Annotated in this window: 14 protein-coding genes, 1 tRNA gene and 1 pseudogene; 7 read left to right on the top strand and 9 right to left on the bottom strand. The window is 37.5% G+C overall.

What is annotated here, in order from left to right; genetic code table 11:
* Positions 1–150 precede the first annotated feature (150 nt).
* Complete coding sequence (locus AA637_RS10300) at positions 151–1,761, bottom strand: B12-binding domain-containing radical SAM protein (RefSeq protein ID WP_446682677.1); 1,611 nt, start codon at positions 1,759–1,761, stop codon at positions 151–153.
* A 191-nt stretch (positions 1,762–1,952) separates the two neighbouring features.
* Entirely contained in the window at positions 1,953–2,618 is a 666-nt protein-coding gene (locus AA637_RS10295; protein ID WP_446682676.1) for a DUF2834 domain-containing protein, read from the bottom strand.
* A 229-nt stretch (positions 2,619–2,847) separates the two neighbouring features.
* Here AA637_RS10295 and AA637_RS10290 point away from each other — a divergent pair, with 229 nt between their 5' ends.
* Genes AA637_RS10290 through AA637_RS10280 form a run of 3 tightly spaced genes read left to right on the top strand, consistent with a single transcriptional unit; the run spans position 2,848 to position 6,689 of the window.
* Entirely contained in the window at positions 2,848–3,468 is a 621-nt protein-coding gene (locus tag AA637_RS10290; protein ID WP_446682675.1) for a DUF4340 domain-containing protein, read from the top strand.
* A gap of 46 nt (positions 3,469–3,514) precedes the next feature.
* On the top strand, positions 3,515–4,975 hold the full coding sequence (locus tag AA637_RS10285; protein ID WP_446682674.1) for a sodium/glutamate symporter: 1,461 nt from the start codon (positions 3,515–3,517) through the stop codon (positions 4,973–4,975).
* A 55-nt stretch (positions 4,976–5,030) separates the two neighbouring features.
* On the top strand, positions 5,031–6,689 hold the full coding sequence (locus AA637_RS10280; RefSeq protein ID WP_446682673.1) for a ShlB/FhaC/HecB family hemolysin secretion/activation protein: 1,659 nt from the start codon (positions 5,031–5,033) through the stop codon (positions 6,687–6,689).
* Between the two features lie 12 nt (positions 6,690–6,701).
* Here the strand turns inward: AA637_RS10280 and AA637_RS10275 are convergent, their stop codons facing one another.
* Positions 6,702–7,415, bottom strand: coding sequence for a cytochrome b/b6 domain-containing protein (locus AA637_RS10275; RefSeq protein ID WP_446682672.1), 714 nt, complete (start codon positions 7,413–7,415; stop codon positions 6,702–6,704).
* An 89-nt stretch (positions 7,416–7,504) separates the two neighbouring features.
* On the opposite strand from AA637_RS10275, the gene AA637_RS10270 reads away from it, so the two are divergent.
* Positions 7,505–9,001 carry an AAA family ATPase gene (locus AA637_RS10270; protein ID WP_446682671.1) on the top strand — a complete coding sequence of 499 codons (1,497 nt, stop codon included), beginning with the start codon at positions 7,505–7,507 and terminating at the stop codon, positions 8,999–9,001.
* A gap of 207 nt (positions 9,002–9,208) precedes the next feature.
* Here the strand turns inward: AA637_RS10270 and AA637_RS10265 are convergent.
* The 5 genes and pseudogenes from AA637_RS10265 to AA637_RS10245 form a co-directional block, all read right to left on the bottom strand.
* Positions 9,209–9,688, bottom strand: a pseudogene (locus AA637_RS10265) (M23 family metallopeptidase); the annotation flags it as partial.
* A gap of 1,162 nt (positions 9,689–10,850) precedes the next feature.
* Positions 10,851–11,309, bottom strand: coding sequence for a tRNA (cytidine(34)-2'-O)-methyltransferase (locus tag AA637_RS10260; RefSeq protein WP_446682670.1), 459 nt, complete (start codon positions 11,307–11,309; stop codon positions 10,851–10,853).
* Positions 11,310–11,333: 24 nt separating this feature from the next.
* A complete protein-coding gene (locus tag AA637_RS10255; protein WP_446682669.1) occupies positions 11,334–11,585 on the bottom strand; it encodes a 2Fe-2S iron-sulfur cluster-binding protein in 252 nt (83 codons plus the stop codon).
* A 7-nt stretch (positions 11,586–11,592) separates the two neighbouring features.
* Positions 11,593–12,594, bottom strand: a complete 1,002-nt coding sequence (locus tag AA637_RS10250; RefSeq protein WP_446682668.1) for a hypothetical protein — start codon at positions 12,592–12,594, stop codon at positions 11,593–11,595.
* A gap of 30 nt (positions 12,595–12,624) precedes the next feature.
* Positions 12,625–12,879: a hypothetical protein gene (locus AA637_RS10245; RefSeq protein WP_446682667.1), complete on the bottom strand. Its 255-nt coding sequence runs from the start codon at positions 12,877–12,879 to the stop codon at positions 12,625–12,627.
* 246 nt (positions 12,880–13,125) lie between these two features.
* Between AA637_RS10245 and AA637_RS10240 the strand changes: the two genes are divergently transcribed.
* Positions 13,126–13,198 (top strand) — tRNA-Ile (locus AA637_RS10240).
* Positions 13,199–13,207: 9 nt separating this feature from the next.
* Here the strand turns inward: AA637_RS10240 and AA637_RS10235 are convergent.
* On the bottom strand, positions 13,208–13,645 hold the full coding sequence (locus tag AA637_RS10235; protein WP_069791147.1) for a hypothetical protein: 438 nt from the start codon (positions 13,643–13,645) through the stop codon (positions 13,208–13,210).
* 70 nt (positions 13,646–13,715) lie between these two features.
* Here AA637_RS10235 and pyrE point away from each other — a divergent pair, with 70 nt between their 5' ends.
* Positions 13,716–14,285 (top strand): orotate phosphoribosyltransferase, encoded by a 570-nt coding sequence (gene pyrE / locus AA637_RS10230; protein WP_446682666.1) that lies wholly within the window; start codon positions 13,716–13,718, stop codon positions 14,283–14,285.
* A 49-nt stretch (positions 14,286–14,334) separates the two neighbouring features.
* Positions 14,335–14,556: a hypothetical protein gene (locus tag AA637_RS10225; RefSeq protein ID WP_446682665.1), complete on the top strand. Its 222-nt coding sequence runs from the start codon at positions 14,335–14,337 to the stop codon at positions 14,554–14,556.
* Position 14,557 lies beyond the last annotated feature (1 nt).

Below are 14,557 nucleotides of genomic sequence, written 5' to 3'. Positions count from 1 at the left end.
TATTTACTCAGTCAAAAAGTTTAATTGAGTAGCAACTATAACCACGAAATGTGACAATAAAATACTCAATTAGGCTTTTTTTTCTTACTGGGGATGATGATAGTTAATAAGATTTTAATTTATTGTGTTTTGCTTGTGTTGATCTTTCTATCAGCTTATTTCATTGGGTAAAGACATTTGTAGATGTTTAACCAGAGTCTCATCAGGTAAAGCCGTTTTGAGGTGACTCCAGGGCAAAACCTGCTCTAACTCCCAATTATCATGAACATAATAGTCTAAACTAGGTAACTGTCCTTTTAATTCCTTAAATGCCCGTTTATAACTACCCAGAGTATCTCCATAAATACGAGTTAATAATAACAGTTTAGTTAAGCGGCGATCGCCCCTAGACATTAACCCTTGAATCACAGACCAATTATAGCTCTCTGGGCGAAAATCAACCCCTGCCTTTGCCAGATTTTTTTGTAAATACTGTAAACGCTTTTTCGACTGCTTATTTACCCCAAACCACTGGAAAGGAGTATGAGCTTTTGGTACAAATGTACTACAGCCGAGGGTAGTTTTTAACCGTGGCGAAGCCTTTTTAACCGCCCTCATCATCTCAATGGTGGCATCTAAATCGCTGTTATCCTCTTGGGGTAAGCCTACCATGCCATAAAACTTAATCGCCCTTAAACCACCCTTTTCCGCATTGATAGACGCCTGGATAATTTCCTCATTTTCCAACTTTTTATTAATCATTTGGCGAATTTTTGCCGAACCACTTTCGATGGCGATGGTAATAGACTTGGTATCTCTTTTGGTAAGGGTTTGAGCTAATTTTTCCGTCACCGTATTCGTACGCACCGAAGCAATACTGAGGCGTACATCATCATATTTTGGTTGCATGATATAGTTTAACAACTCCTCAAACTCTGGGTGTTGAGTAACCGATGCCCCCAACAACCCCAAACGGTTAGTATATTTCAACCCCCTTTCAATGGCAGGAATTAACGAACCTTCTAAACTAGCGGTGCGAAATGGTAAAGTAAGATAACTTGCCAGACAAAAACGACACATTTCGGGGCAACTGCGCACCACTTCCACCATGAAAATATTTTCCCATGCCGCCTTTTCCGTGACAACGGTAGAAGCCGACAAGACATTTCCTCGATAGGTTTGTTTTTCCACCACCGCAGGAATGCGCTCATTAATGGGGGTAATAGATTTAATTTTTCCCGTTATATCTTCATATTGCACATGGTATAAATTAGGGCAATAAATACCAGGGGTTTGGGCTAAATGGATTAATTTTTCTTGTCTATCACCGTTTCTAATTTCTTGGAAACTATCAATAAAATTATCAATTAAATTTTCTCCATCTCCTAATAAGATAACGTCAAAAAATTCGGCAAATGGTTCGGGATTAGCGGTTAAAACAGGGCCTCCTCCAAATACTAAAGGATGGTTTTCTGTTCTATCTTTAGCATAGATAGGAATTTGTAATTTTTCTAATAAATCAAGGATATTAACATAATCTAATTCCCATGAAAAAGAAAAGCCTAATATTTCAGGATGACGGGGTAATTTTTCCTCAATATCAGTAAATAAACGAGTAACTTCTACATCTTCACGGGTACTAAAGTTTGCCCAAATTAATTGATAACCTAGGCTGGTAATTCCTACGGTATATTCATTGGGAAAGGCGTAGATAAGGGAGATGGGATTATGGTTTTTGGAGGTGGGGGTAAAGAGTAGTTTTTCTAAGGAAAATAAATCCATGTTGTTATTTTAGACAATAGGGAATGGGCAATGGTTTGGCTTTTTGAAGCCTCAATTTGGGGAGAATTTTTGTAATTTTTAATGTTGTGAGAGAGGCTTAGGAAGTAGTTTCACCCCCTAAATCCCCCAATTACGGGAGACTTTTTTGATTTTTAAAGTTTAAAATATACAATTTGTATATCTGTTTAATATCATGCTAATACTTCAGAATTATTAGGAGTTTCATCAGTGGATAAAGAGGGGCGTAATATCATATATATTAAAGTACCAAATAAAGGTATAAAAGCGATCGCCCTTAGCACGGGATTATTAATATTACGTCTTGCCAAATCATCTTTAATAAGTACAGGGAAAAGTAAGCATAACAGACAAAAATCAAGGCTCATCACATGGATAAATTTACTATTTTGCCATTGATAAACAAAATCACTAAAGTTACCATTTTTTACCCCTGATACCACCAATATAGTAGTACCGATTATAAGGGCGATCGCCGTTAACTTACTTTCGACAATTTTAATAAATATCGTTTTTTCCCCCACAAAAGTATTATTAGATTCCCGCAAAGCAAAATAAGGTAAAAGAGAAAATGCCCCGAGGAAAAAACTACCCACCATAAAAGGAGTCGCCATCAATTTTTGCCCCCTACCATCAACCAAAAGTAAACAAGCATAAATCATCGGTAAGATTCCCATGAGATTAAACAAGCTGATAATATAGGGGTTGATACCATCCCAACTCCCCTTAGAAAGATTAATGATTAAATCCATAGTCTCAGGATTATCAGGAGGGGCAAATAAAAATCCGTAACCTATAAATAAAATCCAAATAGTAAAAAAAACAACTTTATTAACCATAATAAAAAGAGAAAATATTAATTATATATAAATATACATAAGGGCAGATTATTGGGAGAAAAAGATAAAAAAGTTAGTCCTATGGATTGACTTCAACAAATATCCTTGCATTTCTTGTTAAAAAAGATTTGAATAAAATAAAACCTATAATCAATTTATCCAATCTAGTTAACCACTAAAATAAATTAGTTGAAAATTAATTAAATAATCATCCATTGAATGAGTCCATATGAAATTTAACCGCAGTACCATATTACTAAGTATATTTGCTGTTAGCCTTGCCTCCATTATTTATCTTGTAGAAATTCGCCCTCAATCTAATGTAACAAACAATGACAACGAAAATTTAGTACCACAGGGCGATCGCACAGAGGCACTTCGTGATCGCCTTTTCCCCTTTGACGCAGAGCAAATAAAAACCATCACCATTGACCCCCCACAGAGCCTAGAAGATACTCAAACCTTAGTTTTTGAAAAAACCCAAGCAGAAGTGCAACCATGGCAAATGATCGAGCCAGAATTGGTTAAAGCCAACGATGCCTCCATTTCATTTTTATTAAACCTTTTTCCCCAAGCCACCCGACAGTTAGAAGTTCCCATGGGTGAAGTATCCTTATCAGAATATGGTTTAGAAACTCCTAGAGCTAAAATCATCATAACCCTAGACAACGAAGAAACCTATGAAATAAACATTGGAGGTAGTAACTTTGACGATAGCCAAATATATGGCCTAATAAAATTTCCCGAATCGGCTTCCCAATCAGAAGGGGTTTTTCTCCTTTCCAAAAGTTTCTTATTTTCCCTAGAAAGACCATATGAAGACTGGAAAGACTTACCCATGGAAAATTAACCACTAATTATCCATTATCCATTACCCATTACTTACTTATCAAACTATGTTTAGCTTAAGAGACGCACTTTTCGCCTTCGTAATTTTATCAATCTTCATATTAGTAGCTAGACTGATAAAACAAAAAGCCCGTTGGATTCAACAACTATACCTTCCCGAATCAGTGGTGGCAGGTTTTTTAGTCTTGTTGCTAGGGCAAGAAGTCTTGGGTGCCATAATAACCAACCTAGGAGGAGAAAATGCCCTTTTTGCAGGGGGTTTATTTAGTCAGCCCATACGCACCGTTTGGCAACAATCCCCGGGGGTATTTATCAACGTTGTCTTTGCCGCCCTTTTCCTAGGGGAATCCATACCCAATCCCAAACAAATTTGGAAAAAAGCAGCCCCTCAAGTAGTTTTTGGGCAAACTTTGGCATGGGGGCAATATGTGGTGGGAATTTTACTCACCCTTCTAATCCTTGTACCTGTATTTGATATGAATCCCCTTGTGGGCAGTCTCATCGAAATCGCCTTTGAAGGAGGGCATGGCACCGCCGCAGGAATGGAACAAACTTTTATTGATTTAAATTTTCCTGAAGGGGGAGATTTAGCTCTCGGATTAGCCACCGTTGGTATCGTTTCAGGGATTATCACAGGAACATTATTAGCTAGTTGGGGCAGAAAAAAAGGACATATCAAAACCTTTAAAAAAGAAGGTCAAAAATTTTCTACCTATGAGGGTTTATCTGCCTCAGAAATAAAAGAAAAAGAAGAAAAAATAAAATTAAAAAGAATTCAACTCTATAAAAATTTATTAATTGATCCTCTTTCCTTAAACTTTGGTTTTGTCGGTTTAGCTATTGCCATTGGTTGGTTAATTTTAGAAGGATTAAAATTCATTGAATCGATGACATGGGGAGCCACAGGATTAACTTTGATGAATTATATTCCCCTTTTTCCCATGGCTTTAATTGGAGGTATTATAGTTCAAATTACCTTAGAAAAAATAGGTCTGAAGGAATTAATAAATCGTCGTTTAATGAATAATTTGGCTGGTTTAGCCCTTGATATAGTGGTGGGGACGGCTCTTGCTTCTATTTCTTTACAGGTTTTGGGAGCCAATATCATCCCTTTTTTATTACTAGGAATTGTTGGTATAATTTGGAATATTTTTGCTTTTGTAGTAATTGCCCCTAAAATCATTCCTTCCTATTGGTTTGAGCGTGGTATCTGTGATTTTGGTCAATCTATGGGAGTTACGGCTACGGGAATTTTACTTTTAAGAATGGTTGATCCTGATAATAAATCTGGTGCTTTTGAAAGTTTTGCCTATAAACAATTATTTTTTGAACCCATTGTCGGAGGAGGTTTATTTACTGCGGCAGCCCCCATTTTAATTAATGAGTTTGGCTCTTTGTCCATTCTTTTATTGACTTCTCTATTATTGATTGTCTGGCTAGGATTGGGTTTTTTCTTTTTTGGTAAAGATTCTAAACAAGCACGAATTGCAGAAAAGATTAATCGATAAAATAAAATCTAGTTAAAATTAATTCAGTCTATAAATATCCTTTTGGTCAAATTTTATGGGTGATTCTAAACTGGTTTTTATTGTTTCTTGTTTATGTGGGTATTTAGGCTTAAATAATTTCGGTTTAAGTCCGTGGGTTTTTGCTTTGGAAAGAATAGAAAGTAATCAAATTTCTGAGGAATTAAATCAAGAAGTTTTTTTGTTATCTCAGTCAGAAAATGATCGAGGGTTGGCGACAAGTATTAGGGTTGAGGGTAATTCTATTTTTGGGGCAGAAATTGCTCAAATTATTACCTCCTATGATGGTCAAGAATTTACTAACCAAGATTTAGAAAAAATCAGTGCTGATATTACTCAGTTATATCTCAATGATGCTTATTTGACGACAAGGGCTTTTGTGGCAAATATAGATAGTGATAGGGTGGCCATAATTAGGGTAATAGAAGGGGAAATTCAAGCTGTAGAAATTGAGGGAGGAGATAGGTTAGAAGGTTACGTTTTGGATAGAATTGCCCTTGGTACTGAAACGCCTTTTAATTCTGATAAATTAGAAGACCAATTGAAGTTATTAAAATCTGACCCTTTAATCGATAATGTTGAAGCTAGTTTAAGGAGTGGAAAGGGCGTTGCGCAAAGCATTCTCAGTGTGCGGGTGACGGAGGCGAATCCTTTTTCTGGCTCGGTGGCTATTAATAATTATTCTCCCCCAAGAGTGGGAGATGTGCAGGGGGATATTGATTTACGCCATGGCAATGTGTTTGGTTTTGGGGATACTTTTTCGGTGTCGTTTCGTCCTCGTTTTGAGGATTTTTTGAGTACTTATGATCTGAGTTTTACCTATTCAGCGCCCCTTAATCCCATCAATGGCACTCTGGATACAACGGTTAGTTTACAACGAAATCGCATTGTTAGTGGCCCGTTTGAGGTATTGGATATTAGTGGTAGTAGTGAGTTTTATGAGGTGAGTTATCGTCAACCTTTGATGCGCACTCCGTTGGCAGAATTTGCCCTTTCTTTGGGGATGACTTATCGCACAGGGCAAACTTTCACTTTTCAAGGGCCTACCCCTTTTGGCATTGGGCCGGATGAAAATGGTATTTCTCGGACGAATGTATTGACTTTTGGGCAAGACTATGTTAGGAGAGAGCAGTTTGGAGCATGGGCGGTGCGATCGCAATTTAGGCTAGGTATGGGCTTATTTGATGTTACCACCAGTCAAGCGCCGAATAATCCTGACGGTTACTTTTTTGCTTGGAATGGGCAGGTGCAGAGGGTGCAACTATTGGGGCGAGATCACTTTTTGATTATTCAAGGAGATGTGCAGTTAACAGGGGATGCCCTTTTACCCTCGGAACAGTTTAGCATTGGTGGCGGTCAATCTTTACGGGGTTATCGGCAAAATGCAAGATCAGGAGATAATGGTTTTCGTTTTTCCATTGAAGATAGAATCACCGTTTCACGCAATGAGGCGCAGGAGTCGGTATTACAATTAGTACCTTTTTTTGATATGGGGGCGGTGTGGAATGTATCGAGTAATCCTAATTTTTTACCTTCGCAAAATTTCCTTGCATCCCTTGGTATGGGGTTGATTTGGCAACCAAAACAAAATATTTATTTTCGTCTTGATTATGCACCCCCGTTGATAAATTTGGGCGATCGCACCGATAATATTCAGGATGATGGTATTCATTTCAACATGAGGTACAATTTTTAATTTGACAACAATTTATTTAATAAAAGAAAATAACCAAGCACTAAGAATAGATAATAAAATAACAATTTCTAATAACTTAAAATGGGGAGCTAATTTTCCCCATTCTTTAACTATTAATTGTTTAAATTGAGAGGAATTATTAATAATATTCTCCTTCCATAATCGCCAACTATCCTTATCCCTTATCTGTAAATTTACCATAGATAAAAGTAGAGGATAACCGCCTATTTTTACACCCATTAATAAATGTAGAGCGAGGGTTAAAGTTATCACTAATAACGAAATCAAATGTAAATAATACCAAATATGATTTAATTCTCCTTGAGGTAACCATTTTTCATTCATCATTTTCCCAGTAAAAACCGCAAATACTAAACTAAAAATACTAAGGGTATTGACGATTCTATGGAGAGAATACCACCAGATGGATTTATTAAATAACTTTAGTTGATTAGGGGTATTTTTTTGAATTAATTTTGTTTGTCCACGATGGATAACATAAACAGCGAAAACAGGAAATAATAGTAAACTCCATAAACCAAAAGTTCCATGGATACCCTCGATGGCATTCCAATCAGGAAGAAAGTTGATTTTTCCCCATCGGCCATCGTAGGTGTTGTATGTCCAAAACGCAGTCACCATCGCCAAGATAGTAAATATGGCTTGAAAATTGTGAAATATTCTTAATAATAAGGGTTGATAAAGAATAGATTGTTTTTTGGTCATAGGTGGTGATGAATAATATTTATAATTCTGTCATGATAAATTAGTAAGAGTGCGAAAAATATTTAATCCAACATTGGTCAAAATCTGGAATGAAAGAATTTAACCGAGAATTTTCCCTATTATTAAGAGCCTGTTATCCCCTTATTTATGTCTCTAGCAGTGAAGAGGAAAGGGTGGAAAAGGCGATCGCATCTATTATCGAAACCATGGGCAATCGTCATACTTATATCTGGGATTTTGTGGACGGTTATCAAGATAATCCTAATAATACCAATTTTGGCAAACGTAATCCTCTCCAAGCCCTCGAATTTTTGGAGAAATTGCCCCCTAACACAGGGGGAGTATTTATCCTGCGAGATTTTCAAAGATTTTTAGAAGATATTTCCATCTCCCGTAAACTGCGTAACCTTGCCAAAAAACTCAAAGCCCAACCAAAAAATATTGTTATCATTGCCTCGGAAGTCAACCTCCCTGCCGAATTAAGAGAAGTTTTTACGGTGGTTGATTTTCCTTTACCCCAAGCTACGGAAATCAAAGAAGAAATTGAGCGGTTAATGATAGGGCAATCGTTGGATGATGAACTTTTAACTGAATTAGTTAGGGCTGCCCAAGGACTATCCCTAGAACGCATCAGAAGGGTATTGACAAGGGCGATCGCCCAAAATGGCAAATTAGAAGCCGAAGACGTAGAACTAATCCTAGAGGAGAAAAAACAGACCATACGTCAAACCCAAATCCTCGACTACTACCCTGCCCAAGAACAAATATCGGACATCGGTGGTTTAGATAACCTCAAAGAATGGTTACTCAGAAGGGGAGGTTCATTTTCCGAATCCGCCAGGGCTTACGGATTGCCCTATCCTCGGGGACTTCTACTCGTTGGTATTCAAGGCACAGGAAAATCTCTCACCGCAAAGGCGATCGCGCATCACTGGCATTTACCCCTCCTCAGGCTAGACGTAGGCAGACTTTTCGGCGGTTTGGTGGGGGAATCAGAATCCCGCACCCGACAAATGATTAACCTAGCCGAAGCCCTTTCCCCCTGTATTCTCTGGATTGATGAAATAGACAAAGGATTTTCAGGTGCCGACGGTAGGGGCGACTCAGGCACCACCAGCCGAGTATTCGGCACATTTATCACTTGGTTAGCGGAGAAAAAAAGCCCTGTTTTTGTGGTAGCTACAGCCAATAATATTCAAAATTTACCAGCAGAAGTTTTAAGAAAAGGAAGGTTTGACGAAATATTCTTTGTGGGTTTACCGAGTCAAGACGAAAGGGAAGCCATTTTTGCGGTGCATCTCAACCGACTACGCCCCCACAACCTCGAAAAATTTGACATGAAAAGACTTGCCTACGAAACCCCCGAATTTTCTGGGGCAGAAATCGAACAAACCATCATTGAAGCTATGCACCTCGGCTTTAGTCAAAATCGTGACTTTATCACCGATGACATTCTCATGGCAGCTAGTCAAATTATACCCCTAGCCCGTACTGCCCGAGAACAAATCGAATTCCTAGAGCAATGGGCATCATCAGGAAAAGCTCGTTTAGCTTCCCGCAACTATCAATTAAAGATAGATAATTAAAGCATAGTTAACAAAGTATCTACAGTAAAGCTGATAAAAAACAAAGCGACGCAGAAAATTAAGCTAAAAACTAATGCCCCCAAGTTCAACAATTAACTACAAGGGGGGATTTTTGTAAGTAGATTTATAACCAGATGACTTATATCACCTCTGTTTTGAAGATCTCTTTCATTGAGATTTAACAAATAATTATTTTTTAAACTCAAATTATCTTCTAGCTAAATGCCCCATGGGATTAACAGCTCGTCCTCCACGGTGAATTTCAAAGTGAAGGTGAGGTCCTGTACTAAATCCAGTACTACCCATGTCGGCAATTAACTGCCCCTGTCTTACCCTTTGTCCTGCACGAACATGGTTACGGCTGTGGTGGGCATAAAGAGTGATTGAGCCATCAGCGTGCCGAATGCGTACCCAGTTGCCATAACCTCCTGAATTCCAACCAGAGGTAATCACTTCTCCATCTGCGGAAGCAACGATAGGAGTACCCACCGGACCTGCAATATCTATTCCTCGGTGCATTCTACCCCAACGAGGTCCATATCCAGAGGTAAATACTCCCTTTGCTGGCCACATATAGCCATTAAAAGGTCTTTGGGTTTCGGGTAAAAATTGTTCGGGGGAGTTGAGTTGAGGAGGAATATCGGGAGAATTAATATCTCCTGCGGGGGGCATATTTGCTGGGTTATAGGAGTCCACCTGAATACGAACGGGAATTGATGCGACTTCCGTTGGGGGTGTTACTTGGGTAGGATCATTATTGCTGAATTCTCTAGTATTGAAATTAAGTGTTTCTTGATCGGTAATGAGGGTAGGTTGATTATTGCTGGTAAAGCTCTGTACTTGAATGGGTACAACCGCAGTTTCTCTATATTCAGGCTCATATTTTTGGGTAAAGTCTTCTGGAAGATTAGAGGCGTTTTGCGAAGAGTTTTCCGTAAGAGTTGCTTGATCATTGACTTCAAAACTTGAAGAGGAGTTATTATCGTTGATGGTGAAGTCTATTTGTGTGGGAATCAAAACGGGTTGATTCTGGGAGATGTTTTGTGGTGTATTTTCCGATGCAGGAACTATTACTGGAATCGGAATCCCAGATGTAGATTCGGGGCTAACATTTTCTACTGCAATGGGAATGCCTTCTGGAGATGATTGGGCGATGGTTGTTTCTTGATTTTGAGTCAGGTTTAATCTAGGGGTGTTTTGTTGTGTGTTGCCCTGATAGTTACTGATTTGTTGGGGGTTGTTGATATTTTCTGCTTCTTGGTTATTATTTAGTTCAAATACAGCGGACAATTCAGGTTGTTCATTGGCACTAAGTAGTTGTTTCAATCTACGGTTACTGGCAATGTCTAGTTTTTGTCTCTGTAGTCCTTCTGGGGTTGGGTTAAATACTTCGGTATTTTGTATTTCTTCTTTATCTGGGCTTAAGGAAGCTAGTTGCTCTGAGTTACTGATTAAAAGAGTAGGGCTATTAATGGCGGTTTCATTGATAACTACTGCGGATGCTGATTCTGGTATTGCAATAATTCCTAGGGCGATCGCCAATGCTCCTTTATAAATATCCTTAGATGTATATTGAAAATTCATTATTTCGTTCCTGTTACTTAATACTAATCAAAATAATAGACAGAAAACTACAAACAGAAATCAGTGAAATTACTGTTAAGTCATCATCAAAGTCATTAAATCTTAAGAAATTGTTAAGATATTTTAAAGTTAAATACTAACTCAATCTATCAGTAAATGTACACTTTGTGATCGAAAAGATCAAAAAACTGTCAAAAAAAATTGATGATGATATTTTGGTTTAATTAGTCTCGTCTATTTGTGACTGTGAAAATAGGTTTTTGGTTCACAATTTTCGTAATTGGCGACGGGTTTCAAATAAAACAACCGCAACACTAACCGATAAATTTAAACTGCGCACGGTGCCTTCCTCCATGGAAATAAAACTGGTCAAATCACATTGTGCCAGAAGTTCTGGGGGTAATCCGTTGGTTTCGCTACCAAATAATAACCAATCATCTTCTAAGTATTCACAATCTAAATAGTCTTTTTTTCCCCGTACACTGTAACCAATTAAGCGCCCTCCTCGTTGTTTGGCAACCCCTAAGAATTCTTCGATGTCATTATGGTAAGACAATTTAACATGGGGCCAATAATCTAGCCCGGCTCGTTTTAAGTAGCGATCGCTAATTTCAAACCCCAATGGACCAACTAAATGAAGCTCTGTGGCAGTACCTGCACAAGTTCTAGCAATATTACCTGTATTGGGAGGAATTTGGGGATGGACTAAAACAATTTTAGGCATAAATAAATAATTTAAATCAAACTTTTACCAAACAGGATCAGAGTATACATTAATTGTTAACTCTTTTTGTCCAGAGGGTACAGCACTGATACAAGCACAAATCACATCTTCTTGTCCTTCATCGGTTTCTATTTCCACCTCACAGGCGTGACAAGAACCCATTAAACACCCTGTAGGAATAAAAACCCCCGCACGAGATGCAACCTCTAGTATCGGCTCTCCTGCTTGGGCTTCCGCAATCACATTATCTGGTAAAAATTTAACTTTTACGGTCATTTTTGCTTTACTTTTTTAGCTGATTGATAATATTTTTATACCTAAAGTATAGGTCTTCTCCCGGAATCGGCTTTTCAAATTCGGCAGGATGATCAAATTCTGTAAGGGGATAATGGCCTCTAATGTCTTTTGCAGTTTCATAAAAGCTATTCCACAGGGTTAATAGTTCGAGTAGTCTTTGAAATTGAACGTAGAGATCTTGATATTTCCTTTTTAGGGCGATGTATTGAAACATTCTGGCAAAATCTTCATCATTGGTATTTTCAGCAGGAATTTCAATGATATTACTGAGTTTGATAAATTTTTCTCCGTTAATTTTGACAAATGAAACTATTTCCTCAAAGTTTTGTAGATTTTTTGTTAGGAGGTAATCTATCATGTCAGATACTGTTTTTAGTAAGGAGAAATCCTCTAAATTATACTTTTTAAATAGGTATAATAATTTTAAGGCTAGTTCATCTTGACGGGCTGCAGCGGTTAATGTTTCGACGTAGGAATTAACTGCAAATTTTCCTTCTTCTGTTTTTATTCCTGTCAAAATTACATCTTTTTCTGCATTTAATGCTTCGATAAATTCCTCGGCATTTATTTTTTGTTCTAATTTATTTAAAACAAATTGATAAAGTTCTTGTTGTTTGCTACTGCGGTGGGAAAGTTCGATTTGCTCAATTTTTAGGAAGGTACTTTGTGCTTCTATAGCGACTCTGAAAAGGGCGACATAGTTTCTTAGTCCTTTATATTCTCCTATTTCTTGGGCAAATAGATTGGTAATATTGAAGAAGGTAACGAATTCTGGCTCAATAAATTTAGGGTTATCTAAAGCTCTACCAATGGGAGTTAAAATTTTTAGTTCTGACATCACTTGTTCGTGATGTTTTATCACCTCATCAGGGATTTTTTCTTGATCTTTATGGATGATTGATTCTAGTTTTTCTACCATGGTACGATCGCCCCATAACGGACGATTCCACCAAGGTTTTTCTATGTTTTTATCAGAATCATTATTCATTTACTATCTTTTAAAATAAAATTTTATTAATTATCTTCGAGAATTTTTATGTCTTTGTTTGATGTCGTTAATTTCTTTTAAAAGTTCTTGTTCATTTATCAAAGAAAACTCTTGATCTGGATCATTATTTTTGCGATCAATGTACTGTGTCGTAGGATTTTCTTGGGGTGAAGAGATTCCTGCTAAGGACTCATTACCCAAATAATGGGCGATCGCCCCTGTGGCAAATCCTGCGGAAATACTACCAAAAATAACAAACAAAAAAGTAATTACATTTATATTCATAGTTAACGATTATAACAACATTTAATAACTTTAAAAATATCTTAAAAAAAGTAACCCACTAACAATAAAATCCAACAAGCCATGGCATTTTAACCCTACTTTATCCTTTATTCACTCACTAATATATAGTTAAAAATATTATCTGTCCATAGACAATTACAGAGGAATTGACTTATCTTGACACAAAAAAATAACCTTTAAAATTTGACAAAAGGGTACTAATATCTTTTATAATGGTAAAAGTGACCAGGGTTGGCCGAGCGGTTGAGGCAGCGAACTCATAATTCGCCCTAGACAGGTTCAACTCCTGTACCCTGGATTTTTCCCCTTAAGGGATTAGATAGTCGGGATTGGTTCTCAGGGAGTCTCTGAAAGGACTATCCATGTCCCTCGTACGTACCCGAGGAGAGCCTTCTTGAAGTTGTTTGAAATAATCGCTCATAATAACATTCAAGAGAAAACCATCCCTAGCAATGCTATTTTCGGGATAAGAACCTTCAAGACTACCCCTTAAACCTAACATAGAATCGAGAAATCCACTGATAGAGGACTTTTCAAAGAAATCTCCACTGTGATAATGAAAAGTTTTTTCTACTAATTCAGGAAATGTAAGAGTAACCTCAGGCTCAACTACTTCTGGGGAGTTATACCTACTTTGAGCCATCAATTCGACATCCGATGCCCTAGCATCAGAAGGAGGATTAAGAACGCAGGTAAGAGTGGTTAACGCTGCGATGGTGACAAAACGAGAAATTTTTGGGAACATAATTAATTGTTTGCTAAAATCATGTTTGCTCTAATTGTAACGAAAACTAGAATTAAATATCTTTAATATTATGGAAAACAACAGCTTATCTCTCAAACAACAGTTACTGGATATGTTTGTGGAGTATGCCTATCAAGAAGGAGATTTTACCCTATCCTCTGGACAAAAAAGTAATTTTTATTTAAACAGTAAACAAGTTACTCTTAGGGCGCAAGGGGCTTTAGCGGTGGGTAAATTAATCCATGAAATGCTTGCTGATGATGCTCAAGCCGTGGCAGGGCTTACCCTTGGGGCTGATCCCATGGTGAGTGCAGTAAGTGTGGTTTCCGCCTACGAAAATAACCCTATTCCAGCCTTGATTATCCGCAAAGAAGCAAAGGACCATGGTACTAAAGCCTATATCGAAGGTCCTAGTTTACCACAAGGGGCGATCGTTACCGTCCTAGAAGATGTTGTCACTACGGGACAATCGGCTATGTTAGCGGTAGAAAGACTCACCGATGCTGGGTACAAAGTTGATAAAATTATATCTTTAGTGGATCGTCAAGCTGGGGGTGCCGAATTTTATCATTCTCAAGGATTACAATTTGAGAGTATTTTTACTATTTCTGATATTCAAGCTAGACACAAAGAAAAATAGGTAAAATTTCTTGACAAATTAGACATTTTTATATAATATTGTATCTTACGTGAGATTAGTTAGTTTTTTAAGCACTTCAAAATTGCGATCGTTACCTCCCGAGGAGTCTAGTCAGGATTCCCAGTCAGGAAAATTAGAAAAAAGGATTTTACCAATTACCAATATTTTCCTAAATCTTCTTATTTATAGAAGGGTGGCGGTTGATGCTGTAGTGTCAGAAACTAAAACTCTTACCAATACAAATTATCAAAGAGAGTATAGAGTGAGTTGAC

It is taken from the genome of Cyanobacterium sp. HL-69 (genome assembly GCA_002813895.1).
GTDB lineage: Bacteria > Cyanobacteriota > Cyanobacteriia > Cyanobacteriales > Cyanobacteriaceae > Cyanobacterium.
The sequence above is the reverse complement of the archived record's forward strand: the minus strand, read 5'-3'. Positions and strand labels throughout refer to the sequence as shown.